This is a genomic window from Methyloceanibacter sp. wino2 (assembly GCF_003071365.1).
Classification (GTDB): Bacteria; Pseudomonadota; Alphaproteobacteria; order Rhizobiales; family Methyloligellaceae; genus Methyloceanibacter.
Genome location: NZ_CP028960.1, coordinates 2,754,630 through 2,771,446, shown reverse-complemented (window position 1 = coordinate 2,771,446; position 16,817 = coordinate 2,754,630). Strand labels below are relative to the sequence as shown.

Here is a 16,817-nt window from a genome sequence, read left to right as displayed (position 1 = left end):
CTCCCCCAGCCTGGGGTATCGGTTTCATGTGGTCTCTCAATCCTCCACTTCAAGACCGGTGCCAGGGCGGTGCGGGGGTAAACGGCTCATTAGGATTTTCGACAGATACTACTTGTTAAGCCTAACGTCGGGGGACGGGGTGGATGCGGTCGCGCATCCACGGGACCCCCCGTGTGTGTTCTTGTTTGCGGTCAGGGTGCGGGTTCCTGAAGAAATGTTGAGTGGTGCGTCAGTGGAAGCCCCCGTGGCTGGTCCTAGCTCGTTGAGCGGGCAGAAGCGGCGTGCATTCCGGAGCGTCCAAGAAGCGCGCGAAAAACTCTCCTACAAATCCGCCGGCAAGCCCGAGTTCGACTACGAACTCCTGATGATGTTCGTCAGGAACGAACTGTCGGCCGCCATCACCACGCCGCTGCTTGCCGTCGTCGTCGCCATGGGCGCGATGTTCTGGTCTTCACCCCGCCAACTGCTCCTTTGGCTGTGCTGCATCTTCGTCACCAAGGGCATCCTCGTAGGGATCTGCCGGCAATTCTCCAAGGAACCGCGAGACGGGATGAACGTCGCATCGTGGCGGTCGAAAATCACTGCCGCGGAATTCCTGTACGGGGTCACTTGGGCATCGGTAGTTTTCGTCAGCCCACTGACGGAAGACATTGCCGGCTACACGTTCATTTTCGCGGCCGTGCTGGTCGTGATTTCGATGCGCATGCTGTTCGCCTCGACCGTCATGCCCATCGTCTACGCGGGCACTTTGCCGATGACGGCGGCGATCGTCATCCGCTTCGCGCTGCTCAACGATCCGTTCTATTGGGCCATGGCCATGATGGCCGTGGCGGTCCACCTCTACTTCCTGTGGCTGATGAACGGCTTCAACAGCACCGTGGTCTCCATGCTGGAGTTCCGCGCGGAAAAAGATGCGTTGATCGGCGAGCTCGAGCAATCGAAGGCGATTTCCGACGAAGCGCGATTGCGCGCTGAAGAAGCCAACCTCGCCAAGTCGCGTTTCCTGGCCACGATGAGCCATGAACTGAGAACGCCTCTCAACGCCATTCTCGGCTTCTCCGAGATCATGCGCGACGAGGCTTTCGGTCCGCATGCCAATCCCACGTACAAAGAGTACGCGAGCGACATCCACGACAGTGGCCAGCACCTTCTGACCCTCATCGACGAAATTCTCGACATCAGCCGCATCGAGGCGGGCCGCTACGAGCTCCACGAAGCCCCCATCTCGCTGACCGCCATCGCCGAGGAGTGCCACCACTTGATGCGCGTCCGGGCCGACAACAAGGGGCTGAAGATCAACCAGACCTTCGAGGAAAACCTGCCGAACGTCTGGGCGGACGAGCGCGCGATGCGGCAGATTTGCCTCAACCTCCTCTCCAACGCGATCAAGTTCACGCCCTCCAACGGGACCATCACACTGAAAGTGGCGCGGTCGAGCGCGGGCGGGCTGGCCCTCACCGTCAAGGACACAGGCCCCGGCATTCCGGACGACGAGATACCCCGTGTCCTGCGCAGTTTCGGGCAAGGCTCGCTGGCGCATCAGACGGCGGAAGGCGGAACCGGCCTGGGCCTTCCATCACGAAGGGACTGACCGAGCTCCACGGCGGCAGCTTCGAGCTCAAGAGCAAGTTGCGTTACGGGACCGAAGTCACCGTGACGCTGCCCCCGGGCCGCATCATGGAGGCTTTGCCGAGGCTCGCCGAGCCGGGCGAACAGGAGCCGGAAGAGAAGTCCAAGACTCAGGCCCTTTGGGAGAAACGGGCGAGCTAGCCCCAAAGGTGCGGCGACCTGCGCCGATTGCCCTCCCACACCCCAGGGACTACATAGAAAGCTCGTGCTTCAAAACAGCGAGGGCCGCTTGGAAACGCCTTGCATCAATGTCTGCATGCTCGACGATAAGTCGGGCCTTTGCGTCGGCTGCGGCCGCAGCGGAGACGAAATCGCCGCCTGGGTCGATATGAGTCCCGCCGAACGGCGCGCCATCATGGCGGCGCTGCCTGAGCGGCTGCTACAGCTGGAGCGTGAGACCGCAGAGGGCGAGACCGCGTCATGACCACCTGGGTCGCCCTGTTCGTCCTCGCACTCGGCGGCATGCTGCTCGTCGGCAACGACTCGGGGATGATCGCAGGGGTCGACGAGACCACGTTCGGCTACGGCGTTTTCCTGCTGGCGCTGCTCATCTACCTGGGCGGTGGAGTGCTCGGCCGCTATGGCGGAGGCGCGGCAACGATCGCCCGCGACGCGGTCACCTGGCTCGCGCTCGGCCTCGGCCTCGTGACGATCTATGCCTACAAGGATGAATTGACGCCGATCGCCGCGCGCGTTGTCGGCGAGCTTCTGCCCGGTACCGCCATGACCGTCGAGACGAGCACGGGCGGTCTCACCGAGGTCAAACTCAGGAAGCGCCTGAACGGCCACTTCACGGCCAATGTCGAGATCAACGGCGAGCCGGTTTCCATGATCGTGGATACCGGCGCCTCCTCGATCGTCCTGAGACCGGAAGATGCCCAGGCCGCGGGCATCGATGTCGAGGAGATGACCTTCCGGGTGCCTGTCCTGACCGCTAATGGCCGCACCATGGCCGCGCGGGTCTGGCTCGACGATGTCTCGGTCGGCCCCCTGGATCGCACCAGGGTCGAGGCGCTCATCGCCCAGCCGGGGGCGCTGTCCCAGAGCCTGCTCGGTATGAGTTTCTTAAGCCGCCTGCGCTCCTATGAATTCTCCGGGGACTACCTGACCTTGCGCGGCTGACTTGACCGGCCCGCAAGGCCCGCTGACAGCCCCCGGACCGGAGATCCGAGACGGCGAGGCGCGTTGTGCGGTCGGCGAACAAACACCTGCTACAAGAGGCGGCCCAGTGGATCCTGGTCGCTGCAGCCCTCTTTGTCGTCATCTATTTCTTTGAAGACATCAAGGCCTTGGTCGTCGCGTCCGATGGCGAGATGCCCCGCATCCTCACGTCGCGATCCGAGCCCGACGAGAAGACCGATACGGGATTTTCGGGCGTTGTCCGGCTGAAGGCAGACCGGCGCGGTCACTTCGTCTTCACGGGCAAGGTGGACGGACGCCCGGTGACGTTCATGGCCGATACCGGCGCGTCCATCGTCGCGCTGACCTATGAGGATGCGCGGCGTGCTGGCCTCTCGCCGGCTAATCTCGATTTCAGTGCGCGCGTTTCCACGGCCAACGGCATCGCCAAGGTCGCCCCGGTGACCCTGTCGCGGGTCCGCGTCGGAAGCATCACGCTCCGCGACGTCCCTGCCGCCGTCGCGGAGAAAGGCGCGCTCGACGTCAACTTGCTCGGCATGAGCTTTCTCGGGCGCCTGGAGAGCTTCAACCTGAGCGGCGACGAACTGGTTCTCAACCAATAGCCTTGAACCCACGGCCTTAGGTCCTTCCCGCGCACCGTCCCCCTCGGGACTGGTGGATGCAGGGGAAATTCTGCTATTGCCTTCCCAACCGGCCCGGTCACCAAGCCGCGCGCCCCCAAGCCCCATCATCCGCGAGGAGACAGAATGTTCCCGAAGCCACGCCAGGATCTCGTCCCCAACACCGCCGCGTTCGAGCGTCTTCCCCTCGTCAAAGCCACGGGCTTTCGGGAATACGACGCGCGCTGGCTCTTTCCGGATGAAATCAATCTCCTCGGCATGGAAGCGGTCGGGCTCGGGCTCACGACGCTGATGCGCGAACGGGGCGTCCCCTTGCGAATCGTCGTCGGCCACGACTTCAGGTCCTATTCGTCGGCCATCAAGGCCGCGCTCATGACAGGGCTCCTGGCCGGCGGGGCGGAAGTCCACGACATCGGCCTAGCGCTATCGCCGATGGCCTATTTCGCCCAGTTCGAGCTCGACGTGGAAGGCGTCGCCATGGTCACCGCCAGCCACAACGACAATGGCTGGACCGGCATCAAGATGGGCATAGACCGCCCGCTGACCTTCTCGCCGGATGATATGACCCGGCTGAAAGAGATCGTGATGAATGCCGAATTCGGCGAGTACGACGGAGGCGGACGGTACATCTACGTGCCCGATCTGCCGGAACGCTACATGGCCGATCTGCTGAAGCACCCCACATACACGCGCAAAATGAAGGTGGTCGTCTCGTGCGGCAACGGCACGGCGGCGGCCTTCGCGCCTGAGGTGCTGTCTAAGCTCGGCTGCGAGGTGATCCCGCTCAATTGCGAACTCGATCACAGCTTTCCGGCGCACAATCCCAACCCGGAAGACCTCGCAATGCTGAACGCCACGCGCGACGCGGTCCTGGAACACAAAGCCGATCTCGCCCTCGTCTTCGACGGCGACGGCGACCGCTGCGGTGTTGTCGACAATACGGGCGAGGCCATCTTCGCCGACAAGGTGGGCGTGATGCTCGCGCGGGATATTTCTGCGCTCCACAAGGACGCCCATTTCGTCGTCGACGTGAAATCCACCGGCCTGTTCAAGACCGACCCTGTTCTCCTCGAGAACGGGGCGCATACGGCCTATTGGAAAACCGGTCACTCCTACATCAAGCGCTACAGCCACGAGAACGGAGCGTTGGTCGGCTTTGAGAAGTCCGGGCACTTCTTCTTCAACAAGCCGATCGGGCGCGGCTACGACGACGGGCTGGTTTCAGCCATGGCGGTGCTCGACATGCTCGAGCGCAATCCCGGCAAGACTCTCGCTGAGTTGAAGGACGCCCTTCCCCGCACGTGGCAGTCTCCCACCATGTCGCCGCACTGCGCCGACGAGACCAAATACGGCGTGGTCGATGAGGTCGTGAAGCACTTCGAGGATGTCGCGGAACGCGGTGAAACGCTGGCGGGCCAGAAAATCCGTGAACTGATTACCGTGAACGGAATTCGCATCGTGCTCGAAGACGGCACGTGGGGACTTGTGCGCGCTTCATCGAACAAGCCCGAGCTCGTGGTCGTGGTCGAAAGCCCCACGTCGGAAGCCAACATGCGGGCCATCTTCGCCGAGATCGACAAGGAACTCGCCAATCATCCGGAAGTAGGCGAATATAATCAGAAGATCTAGAAAACGACCGCACGACAACGCAACAAAACCGTTAGCTGACTGTCGCAAATCTGCAATCCGACTCTGGTCTGGTCCGCGCTTGTCATGATCGATTTCAGTTACACACACGCCGTTTTCGTTGTGGGCCTCATCGTCGGCATCACGCTGAACTTCCTGATGCTGCGGACCCTGTTCTTCCCGCCCTTCCGGGTTTGGCCGACGCCCGGCCCGGGGACTTGGCAGAGTGTAACCTTCTGGACGTTGTTCCGCGCCGGCATGGTGCTGACCTTCGTCATGGGTATTCTGGATTGGAATAGCGCAGGCCTGGTCGATCTCAGTCGCCTCATCATTGGCCTTCCGCTGTTCCTTGTTGGCTTCGGCATCACGGTATTCGGCTACTTCAATCTCGGCCTCGGCAACACGTATTGCGGCGAGGACGGATTGATTAGCCACGGCCTCTACCGTTTCAGCCGCAACCCGCAATATGCCTCATCGATTCTCGGCCTGATCGGCACGGTCATCATGGCCGACTCCTGGCTCACTGTTCCCTTGGCCTTCTCTGCCAGCTGCGTCTACGTGCTGATGGCGCTGACCGAGGAGCAATGGCTCGAGGATCGCTACGGCGCGACCTATCTTGAGTACAAGAACCGCACGGCGCGTTTCTTCGACCTGCCGGGGTTCATCCAGTACCTAGTCGAGAAAACGCAGCCGTCCCGCCGCACCGGCTAGTCGGTGCCACCAAAAAACCGACTGTCTCCACCTAGAGTTCGGCTGATCGAGACTTCGTTGCCGACACTCGCACTGCAGTTTGCAGCGGTGCACCCGGACCCGCCCCAAAGGCCGAGTTTGCTTGTCTCAATGGCCGCCCGGGGTGGTCGATAGGAATTACACATCGTATCGATAGGAATTTCCTATGATTATTGCATAGGAAACGCAGTACCCTACATCGCAGTATGGAAGGGGAATCTGCCATGCCCACACTGAGACAATTGGAATATTTGGTTGCCGTCGCCGACAACCGTCACTTCGGACGGGCCGCGGAACGGGTCAATGTCACCCAACCGACGCTGAGCGAGCAGCTTCGCACGCTGGAGCAGCGACTGGGCGTCGAGCTTGTCGAGCGGTCCCGATCGAATGTGGTGGTCACTCCCCTCGGTTTTGAGGTCGTCGAGATCGCGCGCCGTATGCTCCAAGACGCTCAGCGCATCGTCGATATCACGGGGCATGCGGGCTCGGGCATCGCAGGCGTCGTGCGCCTCGGGCTGCCCTCCACGATCGGACCCTATCTTCTCCCGCGCGTCGACCCCACCCTTCACGCGACCTACCCCAAGCTCAAGCTCTACGCCCGCGAGGAGTTGCCTCATGCCCTTCCGCGGGAGCTGGCCGAGGGTATTCACGACGTGATCATAGCCCCCCTGCCCGTGAACCAGAACGGCCTGAAGGAGGCTGTCCTTTTTGAGGAACCGCTTTATCTCGCCGTCCCGATCGACCACGAGTTGGCCAACCGGTCCAGCATCAAGGCGGCCGACCTCGAGGGGGTCGACCTTCTGGCCCTTGGACCGGGCCACCAGCTCCGCGAACTGGTTGTGAACCTCGCGGCGGAATGCGGCGCGAATCTGCGCTACGACTACGAGGGCACCAGCCTGGATACGCTGCGTGAAATGATGGCCACGGGCCTCGGCGTGAGCCTGATGCCCGGGCTTTACGTCCGCAGCGTCGTCAGCAAAGACCCCCGTTTCAAGACCTTCGACATCGGCAGCCGTGGGTTGAGCCGGACCATTGGCATGCTCTGGCGCAAGACAAAGAACCCACAACATAATTTCGACAATCTAGCCGTATTGATCCGGAACATCGTAAAAGATGAATTCGGCTCCAGCCGTGTTAAGACACGGGCGGAGTCAGTCGCCTAGCGGCGCCACCACCACGATTTTCCGGAGTTTTTCTTACATGGCGTTCATCGACACCCTGGTCATGGGCAAGCCCGCTTGGATGTGGGCAATCTTCATGACCATCGTGGTCATTCTGCTTGCGGTCGATCTTGGACTGTTTCACCGCAAAGCCCGGGAAATCGGCGTCCGGGAAAGCCTGCTTCTCAGCGCCTTCTACATCACGATCGGCCTCGCCTTCGGCGCATGGGTCTGGATCAATATCGGGCCCACCAGCGGCAAGGAATACCTCACCGGGTTCCTCGTGGAGAAGACGTTGTCCATGGACAACATCTTCGTCATGTCGCTGATTTTCACCTATTTCGGAATTCCCCGGATTTATCAGCACCGGGTGCTGTTCTACGGCATCCTTGGGGTGATCCTGCTGCGCGGCATCGTCATCGCGTTGGGCGCCTGGCTCGTCGCGAGCTTCCACTGGGTCCTGTACATCTTCGCGCTGCTGCTGATCTTCACCGGCATCAAGATGCTGCTTCCAGGAGACGATGAGCCGGACATCGAAGAGAACTTCGCCCTGAGAATTATGCGGCGATTCTTGCGCATCACGCCCAAGCTGCACGGACAGCGCTTCTTCATCCGGCAGCCGGACGAGAAGACGGGCAAGATCCTCACATGGGTTACGCCGCTCTTCGTCGCGATGATCCTGATCGAGATCGTCGACGTGATCTTTGCCCTCGACAGCATTCCCGCCATCTTCGCGATTACCACGGACACGTTCGTGGTCTACACGTCCAACATCTTCGCGATCCTTGGCTTGCGCGCGCTCTATTTCGCGCTCGCCGCCGTGATCGATCGATTTTCCTACCTCAAGCCTGCCCTCGCCATGATCTTGGTGTTCATCGGCTCGAAAATATTCGTCGCCGACCTCGCAGGCTGGGAGAAGTTCCCCTCCTCGGTATCACTCAGCGTGACGATCGCGTTGATCGCCGGCGGGATCCTCTACTCGCTCTGGCGCACGCAACGCGATGACGAGCCGCCGAGCTCGAACAACAAGGTCCAGAACGCAAAACCTGGGGATGTCTAGGAGCGCCGTGGTCCGGCGCGACGAGCGGCTGCCGGACGCCTATGCGGCGGATCTGCTCTCTGCCGTCCGAATTTCCGGCGCCGCACCGCTGACAATGTCGCGGGCCTGCTCAAGCACCTCGTTGCCGGCGCCAGGCAAGTGCGCATTCTCGGCGATATGCCGCCGGAAGGCGCGCGCCCGCGGCTGTCCATGGAACAGGCCGAGGACATGCCGGGTCATCGCATTCAACCGCACACCGCGGTCGAGCTCGCCCCCGACATAATCGATAAAGCGGTCAAGCACCTCAAGGCGCGTGAGCGGCGCTTCCGCCTCGCCGTAGAGCGTCTGGTCCACGGCGGCCAGGAGATACGGATCCGCGTAAGCCGCGCGGCCCAGCATCACACCGTCCACGTGAACGAGATGCGGCGCCGCATGCGGCAGCGAGCCAAGACCGCCATTGATGACGATGGCAAGATCGCTGCGCCGGGTCTTCAGGCGATGCACACGGTCGTAGTCCAGAGGCGGAACGTCTCGGTTCTCTTTCGGGCTCAATCCGTCGAGCCAGGCCTTGCGCGCATGAACGATGAACATCATGCAGCCGGCATCCGCGACCGTATCGACAAACCGGTCGAGGCTTTCTTCCGTATCTTGATCGTCGATACCGATCCGGCATTTGACCGTCACCGGAACGTCGACGGCGTCCCTCATCGCGCTGACGCACTCCGCGACAAGTTTCGGCTCCGCCATGAGACAGGCGCCGAACCGGCCGGACTGCACCCGGTCCGACGGGCAGCCAATGTTCAGATTGATTTCGTCGTAACCCCAGTCGGCGCCGATCCGCGCGGCCTCGGCGAGACCTGCGGGATCGCTACCGCCGAGCTGCAGGCCGACGGGATGTTCGGCAGCGTTGAACCCAAGCACGCGAACGCGATCGCCATGGAGCACCGCATCGGCCGTCACCATCTCGGTGTACAGAAAGGCGCGCGCCGAAATCAGCCGCAAGAAGGTGCGGCAGTGGCGGTCGGTCCATTCCATCATCGGCGCGACGCAGAAACGGTGCGAATCTGGTTTCAAAGACATCTGCTCAACTTTGGGATTAGCCCTTAGTAAGTGGTGGCACAGTGCGGCAATCGCAAGGCGGTAATGAGCCACCGCCCGGCTATATGCGCAAGCCCATGCGAAGAACGTATTAAAGACTGCGCTGATTGACCCGTTTCGACAGTTCTTCCGCGCTCTCGACGCGTTCCGAATAACGATCGACGAGCGGCGCCGCGCGGCTGCGCACCATATAGGTGAACTTCACGAGCTCTTCGATAACATCCACGACCCGGTTGTAATAGGCCGAGGGCTTCATGCGATCATTGTCGTCGAACTCGAGAAAAGCTTTCGCCACGGAAGACTGGTTTGGGATCGTCACCATCCGCATCCAGCGTCCAAGCACGCGCATCTGGTTGACGGTGTTGAAGCTCTGCGAACCGCCGCAGACCTGCATCACGGCAAGCGTCTTGCCCTGTGTCGGACGCACGGCGCCGAGCGCCAGCGGAATCCAGTCGATCTGCGCTTTCATGATGCCGGACATCGCACCGTGCCGCTCCGGCGAAACCCAGACCATTCCTTCCGACCACGCCGCAAGCTCCCGCAACTCCTGAACCTTGGGGTGATCGATTTCCTCCGCGTCCGGCAACGGCAACCCGCGCGGATCGAAGATGCGGGTTTCGCAGCCATGCCACTTCAAGAGGCGCTCCGCCTCCAGAGCTAAAAGCTTCGAGAAGGAACGCGCCCGCAACGAACCATAGAGGATGAGAATGCGCGGCTTGTGATCCGGATCGTCGGGGCCGGCATAGTAGGCAGCATCGACCGGCTGCATGCACGCGAAGTCGATATTGGGAAGATCGTGTCCGTTCTGGTGGTCCGCCAAGCCTTACGCCCTCCCCGTGTCGATCTGCTCGCCGTCTTCCTTGGTGAAGACGCCGAAATGCGGATTCTCGAGGAGATCGAGCACAAGCTCGCTCGGACGGCACAGGCGAATGCCCTTGGGCGTCACGACGATCGGCCGATTGACCAGGATGGGATGCTCCAGCATGGCATCGAGGATTGCGTCATCGGATACAGACGGGTCGGTCAGCCCCAACTCTTCGGCCGGCGATTTGCTCACCCGCAACGCCGTGCGCGGCGTAAGCGACGCGCCCGCAAACAGGGCAATCAGCTGCGGCCGTGTCCATCCCGTTTCGAGATACTCGATGACACGGACGTCCTCGCCAGACGCTTCGATCATCTTGAGCGTGTTGCGCGACGTGCCGCAGTTGGGATTGTGGTGGATGACGGCGGTCACGATGCTCTTTCTCCTTCTCCGCACTCGCAGGCGATTTCGTCGAGAACGGTCTTGCACAGCTCGGCATTGCCGCCGCAGCAGTCTTCCATCAGGAACGCGAGCAGGCCCCGGATGCCGTCGATATTTGCGTAATAGCGGATGGTTCGGCCCTCGCGCACGTTGCGGATCAGACCTGCGCGCACGAGCACACTCAAATTGGCCGACATCGTGTTTTGCCGGACATTCAAGGCGTCGCTGATTTCTCCGGCTTGCATGCCGCGATCGCCGGCCCGGATCAGAAGTCGAAAGACCTCCAGCCGCGTCTCCTGGCCAAGCGCCGAGAGCGCGATCAGGCTCTGATTAAAATCCATATATCGAGAATAATGGAAGTATACGCAGGCGCAAGGTCTTGCGACTACCCACGCGCCGTATGCGACATCGAGCCGCTGCGTAAATGCTAAGGCGCGCGGGGCGGGGGCGGCGGAGCGGTGAGGTCGGGCACGAGTTCCTGCCCCGGCAGGGCCGCATTGGCATCCGCCGGCGCCGGAATCGGAAGCTCTTCGATGATCATCGGCGCGACGGGCTGCCGTGCCGGCGCCATCGGCCGCGGATGCACGATCATGTAGGCCGCAACGTCCCAGGCATCCTGCACGCTCAGGACCGGGTTCTCGTGGTCCACCCCGATGGGCATGTTGGCGCGGATATACGAGGCGGCATACGCGATCTGGCCCATGCCCGCCCCGCCATTGAAGCTGTCCTCACCCCAAAGCGGCGGCACGTAGTAGCCGACCTCGGGCGGCAGCCTCGGCGCGCCCTGCCCGTCCTGGCCGTGACAACTCAGGCAGTGCTGCGCATAAACCGTCTCGCCGCGCCGGGCACTCGGCACGTCGCGGGGAACCGCAATCGGCATCAATCCCGAGCCCGGCAGGCGCACGCCCTCCGGCGTGTCCTTGCCCACGAATTCGAGATAGGCGATCAAGGCCAACATCTCGCGGCTGTCCTCCGGCAACGGCTTCCCGTTCAGTCCGAGCCTCATGCACGAGTTGATGCGATCGGGCAGCGTGATGACCTTGTTGTCCACAAGCATCGGGAATGTCGCGGCGGTCGAGACGAAGGGCGCGGCGAAGGGCTTCAGTCCAGCATTCAAATGGCAACTCTGGCAGGACAAATTGTTGCCGCCAAAGGCCATTGCGGGATTCTGTGCACTCTTGCCAATGAAACGCGGCGTGTCTTCGACAAGATCCCGGCCATACCGGATCAGGTCGGTCTTGGGCCCTGGGTCCAGCGCGTCGATCTTTTGCGGCACGTTCGAAGGATAACGAACCGTGGTGCCGCCTTCCGTGAGCAGGTACCCTGCGCCAACCCCCGCAACCGCCGCCAAGGCGATGCACAATTCCCATGCAACTGTTCTCAAGCCGAATGGTCCCCTCTCACCCCGAATGACCAGCGCGTCGCATCCTCACTTCCGCGTAGCAGATGCGAAGCAGCGCGTGAACGAGTATATGAGCCTAACGTGATCACGATCCTGAAAGCATGACAGACAAAACGCTCCAGCCTTCCGAAACCGCCGTCGACCCTGTCTGCGGCATGACCGTCGACCTCACCGCCGGCAAGCCGAGCACGGTGCACGACGGCAAAGACTATCACTTCTGCTCGAAGGGCTGCCTCGCGAAGTTTACCGCCGATCCCGAGCGCTACCTGAACGGCGCCCCCGAGCCGGAGCCCGCCCCGCCGGGCACGCTCTACACGTGCCCCATGCACCCGGAGATTGTCCAAGAGGGCCCCGGCGCATGCCCCATCTGCGGCATGGCCTTGGAGCCCATGGGGATCCCGGCGGAGGACGCGCCTAACGAAGAACTCATCGATTTCACGCGGCGCCTCTGGATCGCGGCGCCGCTCGCGCTGATCGTGGCCGCTATCGAGATGAGCGGGCATCTGTTCGGGCTCGACGTGTTGCCGTTCCTGGAGCCGCACGCCAAGCAATGGCTCCTGTTCGCCCTGGCGACACCCGTGGTGCTGTGGTGCGGCTGGCCGTTCTTCATGCGCGGTGTGCAGTCCTTACGCACCGGCCATCTCAACATGTTCACCCTGATCGGCCTCGGCACGGGCGCAGCCTATCTCTACAGCGTCGTCGGGACGTTCGCGCCGGGCCTCTTTCCCGAATCCATGCGCGACGCACATGGGCTGGTCCCGGTCTATTTCGAGGCGGCAGCTGTCATCGTCGCGCTGGTGCTGCTCGGGCAAGTCCTCGAGCTGCGCGCCCGCGAAAAGACCGGCGGCGCCATCCGCGCCTTGCTCGACCTTGCGCCCAAGACGGCGTTGCGCGTTGGTGCCGACGGCGACACCGAGACCATCCCGCTCGCCGACGTGCAGGTCGGCGACATCCTGCGGGTTCGTCCGGGGGATCAGGTTCCCATCGACGGCACCGTCATCGACGGGCGAAGCCAAGTCGACGAGTCGATGTTGACCGGCGAACCCGTCCCCGTCACCAAGGGGCAGAACGACACGGTCACGGGCGGCACCCTCAACGGCACGGGGTCGTTCGACATGCGCGTGGACCGAACGGGCGCCGAAACGACGCTGTCCCAGGTCGTGCACATGGTCGCCGAGGCGCAACGCTCCCGCGCGCCGATCCAGCGTCTTGCCGATAGCGTCGCGGGCTACTTCGTCCCCGCCGTCATTGCCGTCGCCGTGATCGCCTTCATCGCTTGGCTGCTCGTCGGCCCGGCCCCGCAGCTTGCTTATGCTCTCGTGGCCGCGGTCAGCGTGTTGATCATCGCTTGCCCCTGCGCACTGGGTCTTGCGACGCCGATCTCGATCATGGTCGCGACGGGCCGCGGCGCACAGGCCGGCGTCCTTATTCGCAATGCCGCCGGGCTGGAGCGCCTCGCCAAGGTCGACACCATCGTCGTGGACAAGACCGGCACCCTCACCGAGGGCAAACCCGCCCTGACTGACATCGAGGCCGTGAACGGCTTTACCGACGCCAAGGTGCTCGGCATTGCCGCCGCGCTCGAGAGCGGCAGCGAACACCCTCTCGCCGTCGCGATCCTGAAAGGCGCGTCCGACAAAGGCGTGAAGGTCGAGAAGGCGCGGGACTTCGAGGCAGTGACCGGACAAGGCGTCATCGGCCGGGTCGGCGGGAACATCGGCGGGCACGCGGCGCGGCTGGGCAACAGCCAGTTGATGGACGAACACCGGATCAACATCCTCGACGTCAAGGATACGGTGACGCGGCTCCGCAAGGAGGGAAAGACCGTCGTCTATCTCGCGGTCGACAACCGGCTGGCCGGCATCGTCGCCGTGGCCGATCCCATCCGGGAGAGCGCAAAGGACTCCATCGCCACCCTTCACGGCTTGGGCTTGCGCATCGTGATGGCGACCGGCGACAACATCACGACTGCCAGGTCGGTCGCCGACCAGCTCGGGGTCGACGAGGTTCACGCCGGCATGACGCCGGGCGAGAAGCTGGAACTCGTGGAAGAGCTCGAGAAGCAGGGCGCGGTCGTGGCCATGGCGGGCGACGGCATCAACGACGCGCCCGCGCTTGCCAAGGCCGACGTCGGCATCGCCATGGGCACGGGCGCGGACGTCGCTGTCGAGAGCGCGGATATGACCCTGCTCAAGAGCGATCTGCGCGGCGTCGCGCGCGGCGTGAAACTGGCGCGCGCCACCATGCGCAATATCAAGCAGAACCTGTTCTTCGCGTTCTGCTACAACGCGATTGGCGTCCCCATCGCGGCCGGCGTGCTCTACCCTGTCGCCGGAATCGTGCTGTCGCCCATGATCGCGGCCGCGGCCATGAGCCTGTCGTCCGTTTCCGTCGTCGGGAACGCGCTACGCCTGCGCCGTGTTGACCTGTAACCGGAGGCCCCAAGGATGAACGACCAGAGCCGCACCACGAAGTTCCTCAAGGACTATGCGCCGCCGGAGTACCTGATCAAGGACGTCGCGCTCGACGTAGACCTGGCGCCGAAGGGTGCACGCGTCTCCTCGAGGCTCTCCATCGAACCCAACGCGGGAACCGTGGCCGGAACTCCGCTGGTTCTGGATGGCGAGGCGCTGACACTCGAAAGCATCGCGCTCAACGGCCAGGAGCTCGAGGCCGGCCGCTACACACTGTCGCCCGGCAAACTCACCATCGCCAACCCGCCCGTCGGATCCTTCATTCTCGACATCGTCACGCGGTGCGATCCGGAAGCGAACTTGGAACTGTCGGGACTGTACCTTTCCAGCGGCACCTATTGCACGCAGTGCGAGCCAGAAGGCTTCCGGCGCATCACGTATTTCATCGACCGTCCCGATGTGCTCGCGACATACACCGTGCGCCTCGAGGCGGACCGCAAGTCCGTGCCTGTACTGCTGTCGAACGGCAACCCCGTAGATTCGGGAGAGATCGAAGGGACCGGGCGGCACTACGCCATCTGGCACGATCCCCATCCGAAGCCCTCCTATCTCTTCGCGCTGGTCGGCGGGAACCTTGCGTCGATCCACGACACCTTCACCACCGCCTCGGGCCGCGAGGTCGCGCTCGGCATCTATGTCGAGCCCGGTAAGGAGGACCGCTGCGACTGGGCGATGGAGTCGCTGAAGCGCGCGATGCGCTGGGACGAGGAACGCTTCGGCCTCGAATACGATCTCGATGTGTTCAACATCGTCGCCGTGTCCGACTTCAACATGGGCGCGATGGAGAACAAGGGCCTCAATATCTTCAACGACAAGCTTGTGCTCGCCCGGCCCGATACGGCGAGCGACGCGGACTACACCTCTATCGAGAGCGTGATCGCGCACGAGTATTTCCACAACTGGACCGGCAACCGGGTCACCTGCCGGGACTGGTTCCAGCTTTGCCTGAAAGAAGGTCTGACGGTCTTCCGCGATCAGGAGTTCACGGACGATGTCCGCATGGGACCTGTCATGCGCATTCTCACCGCGCGTCTCCTCAAGGCTCGTCAGTTCCCGGAGGATGCCGGCCCCCTCGCCCATCCGGTGCGCCCCGCCTCCTACATCGAGATCAATAATTTCTACACGGCGACGGTCTACGAGAAGGGCGCGGAACTCTGCCGGATGCTGCAAACACTTATCGGCAAAGACGCCTTCCGCCAGGGCATCGCGCTGTACTTCGAGCGCAATGACGGCACCGCGGCGACCGTCGAAGACTTCGTCTCGGCCATGGCCGATGCCTCCGGCCGCGACCTCACCCAGTTCATGCGCTGGTATACGCAGAGCGGAACGCCGGAGATCGCGTGTAGCCTCGACTACGATCCGCACGCCAAGACGGCGCGGCTGAAAGTGAACCAGGTCGTCCCGCCGACGCCGGGCCAAAGCAGCAAGGAGCCGATGCATATCCCGCTCAAAGTGGGTCTGATCGGCGCCAATGGCGACGAACTGCCCCTCAAGCTCAACGGCGAAACCGTACCGGGCGGCTTACTCGAAGTCACCGAACGGGAACAGGTCTTCGAGTTCGAGGACATCCCTGCCCCGCCCACGCCCTCGATCTTGCGTGATTTCTCCGCGCCGGTGCGGGTAACCACCAGCCTGAAGCCGGAGCAGATCGAGTTCCTGATGATCCACGATGCCGATCCGTTCAACCGCTGGCAGGCTGCCCAGACCTACGCCACGGATCTGATTGCCACGGCGGCGCGTGACGGGCTCGACCTTGGACCCGTCAGCGGACCACAGGCCGCACGACTTGCGCAGGCACTGGAACCGGGCCTGCGCGACGAGACCTTGGCGCCGACCTATCGCGCGGAAACGCTGAAGCTGCCGAGCGAGTCCGACATCGCCCGCGAGCTCGGGCGCAACGTCGACACGGATGCGATCTTGGCGGCCCGCGACACGCTGCGGAAGACTCTCAGCGAGGCCATGGCAGACACGTTGTCGGCAATCTACGAGGCCACCGCGACGGACGAGGACTTCTCACCCGATCCGGACAGCGCCGGACGGCGCGCGCTCCGCAATGCCGCGCTCGATTTGATGACGGCCACGGGCACGCAAGAAGCCATCGATCGCGCCCTGCGGCACTATCGCAACGCCACCAACATGACCGACTCCATCATGGCCCTGTCGGTCCTGTCGCATATCCCTTCGGACGAGTGCGACGAAGCGCTCGACGACTTCTACACGCGCTGGCAGGGCGATGCGCTTGTGCTCGACAAATGGTTCGCGGTGCAGGCGCGCGCCGCAAGACCTGACTCGGTCGCTACCGTGCACCGTCTACTCGGCCATCCGAAGTTCTCTTTGAAGAACCCGAACCGCGTTCGGGCGCTGATCGGCTCATTCGCCATGGGCAATCCGTCCGGCTTCAACCGGGCCGATGGCGCCGGCTACGCGTTCCTCGCCGAGCAAGCCCTCAAGATCGATGGCTTCAACCCGCATGTCGCCGCGCGCCTGCTCGGCGCTTTCGAGAGCTGGAAAACTCTCGAGCCTGGGCGGCAAGCCCATGCCAAGAAAGCCCTTCAGGGCCTCGCCGATGCAGAGCTTTCCACGGACGCCTACGAGATCGTCACCAAGACGCTGGGCAGCGCCTAGAATCGGCCTTCTCCTGTCAACGACTTGTTAAC

Annotated in this window: 16 protein-coding genes; 11 read left to right on the top strand and 5 right to left on the bottom strand. The window is 62.9% G+C overall.

Annotated elements, in window-relative coordinates; all coding sequences use genetic code 11:
- Positions 1-244: 244 nt before the first annotated feature.
- The 9 genes from DCY11_RS13120 to DCY11_RS13085 all read left to right on the top strand — a co-directional run bounded on the left by DCY11_RS13120 (position 245) and on the right by DCY11_RS13085 (position 7,964).
- Positions 245-1,591: a HAMP domain-containing sensor histidine kinase gene (locus DCY11_RS13120; RefSeq protein WP_159080020.1), complete on the top strand. Its 1,347-nt coding sequence runs from the start codon at positions 245-247 to the stop codon at positions 1,589-1,591.
- Between the two features lie 38 nt (positions 1,592-1,629).
- A complete protein-coding gene (locus tag DCY11_RS15620) occupies positions 1,630-1,770 on the top strand; it encodes a hypothetical protein (RefSeq protein ID WP_159080019.1) in 141 nt (46 codons plus the stop codon).
- An 88-nt stretch (positions 1,771-1,858) separates the two neighbouring features.
- A complete protein-coding gene (locus DCY11_RS13115) occupies positions 1,859-2,053 on the top strand; it encodes a DUF1289 domain-containing protein (RefSeq protein ID WP_108683845.1) in 195 nt (64 codons plus the stop codon).
- On the top strand, positions 2,050-2,751 hold the full coding sequence (locus tag DCY11_RS13110) for a TIGR02281 family clan AA aspartic protease (RefSeq protein ID WP_108683255.1): 702 nt from the start codon (positions 2,050-2,052) through the stop codon (positions 2,749-2,751). The genes DCY11_RS13115 and DCY11_RS13110 overlap by 4 nt, the downstream gene beginning before the upstream one ends.
- A 65-nt stretch (positions 2,752-2,816) precedes the next feature.
- Complete coding sequence (locus tag DCY11_RS13105) at positions 2,817-3,371, top strand: TIGR02281 family clan AA aspartic protease (protein WP_108683254.1); 555 nt, start codon at positions 2,817-2,819, stop codon at positions 3,369-3,371.
- Between the two features lie 144 nt (positions 3,372-3,515).
- On the top strand, positions 3,516-5,018 hold the full coding sequence (locus DCY11_RS13100) for a phosphomannomutase/phosphoglucomutase (protein ID WP_108683253.1): 1,503 nt from the start codon (positions 3,516-3,518) through the stop codon (positions 5,016-5,018).
- Positions 5,019-5,102: 84 nt separating this feature from the next.
- Positions 5,103-5,726, top strand: coding sequence for an isoprenylcysteine carboxylmethyltransferase family protein (locus tag DCY11_RS13095; RefSeq protein ID WP_108683252.1), 624 nt, complete (start codon positions 5,103-5,105; stop codon positions 5,724-5,726).
- A 242-nt stretch (positions 5,727-5,968) separates the two neighbouring features.
- Positions 5,969-6,907 carry a LysR substrate-binding domain-containing protein gene (locus DCY11_RS13090; RefSeq protein WP_159080018.1) on the top strand — a complete coding sequence of 313 codons (939 nt, stop codon included), beginning with the start codon at positions 5,969-5,971 and terminating at the stop codon, positions 6,905-6,907.
- Between the two features lie 37 nt (positions 6,908-6,944).
- Positions 6,945-7,964: a TerC family protein gene (locus DCY11_RS13085; protein ID WP_108683250.1), complete on the top strand. Its 1,020-nt coding sequence runs from the start codon at positions 6,945-6,947 to the stop codon at positions 7,962-7,964.
- Positions 7,965-8,003: 39 nt separating this feature from the next.
- Here DCY11_RS13085 and dusA read toward each other — a convergent pair whose 3' ends face one another.
- From dusA to DCY11_RS13060, 5 genes are all read right to left on the bottom strand, one after another.
- On the bottom strand, positions 8,004-9,023 hold the full coding sequence (gene dusA / locus DCY11_RS13080; protein ID WP_108683249.1) for a tRNA dihydrouridine(20/20a) synthase DusA: 1,020 nt from the start codon (positions 9,021-9,023) through the stop codon (positions 8,004-8,006).
- Between the two features lie 109 nt (positions 9,024-9,132).
- Positions 9,133-9,810, bottom strand: a complete 678-nt coding sequence (gene arsH, locus DCY11_RS13075) for an arsenical resistance protein ArsH (RefSeq protein ID WP_108683844.1) — start codon at positions 9,808-9,810, stop codon at positions 9,133-9,135.
- Positions 9,811-9,864: 54 nt separating this feature from the next.
- Complete coding sequence (arsC, locus tag DCY11_RS13070) at positions 9,865-10,275, bottom strand: arsenate reductase (glutaredoxin) (protein ID WP_045367977.1); 411 nt, start codon at positions 10,273-10,275, stop codon at positions 9,865-9,867.
- Positions 10,272-10,625, bottom strand: coding sequence for a helix-turn-helix transcriptional regulator (locus DCY11_RS13065; RefSeq protein WP_108683248.1), 354 nt, complete (start codon positions 10,623-10,625; stop codon positions 10,272-10,274). Before DCY11_RS13065 ends, arsC begins: the two co-directional genes overlap by 4 nt.
- Before the next feature lie 86 nt (positions 10,626-10,711).
- Positions 10,712-11,668, bottom strand: a complete 957-nt coding sequence (locus DCY11_RS13060; protein WP_159080017.1) for a c-type cytochrome — start codon at positions 11,666-11,668, stop codon at positions 10,712-10,714.
- 119 nt (positions 11,669-11,787) lie between these two features.
- On the opposite strand from DCY11_RS13060, the gene DCY11_RS13055 reads away from it, so the two are divergent.
- Both DCY11_RS13055 and pepN read left to right on the top strand, forming a co-directional pair.
- On the top strand, positions 11,788-14,118 hold the full coding sequence (locus DCY11_RS13055; RefSeq protein ID WP_108683246.1) for a heavy metal translocating P-type ATPase: 2,331 nt from the start codon (positions 11,788-11,790) through the stop codon (positions 14,116-14,118).
- A 15-nt stretch (positions 14,119-14,133) separates the two neighbouring features.
- Positions 14,134-16,785 carry an aminopeptidase N gene (pepN, locus tag DCY11_RS13050; RefSeq protein ID WP_108683245.1) on the top strand — a complete coding sequence of 884 codons (2,652 nt, stop codon included), beginning with the start codon at positions 14,134-14,136 and terminating at the stop codon, positions 16,783-16,785.
- The last annotated feature ends 32 nt before the right edge of the window (positions 16,786-16,817 follow it).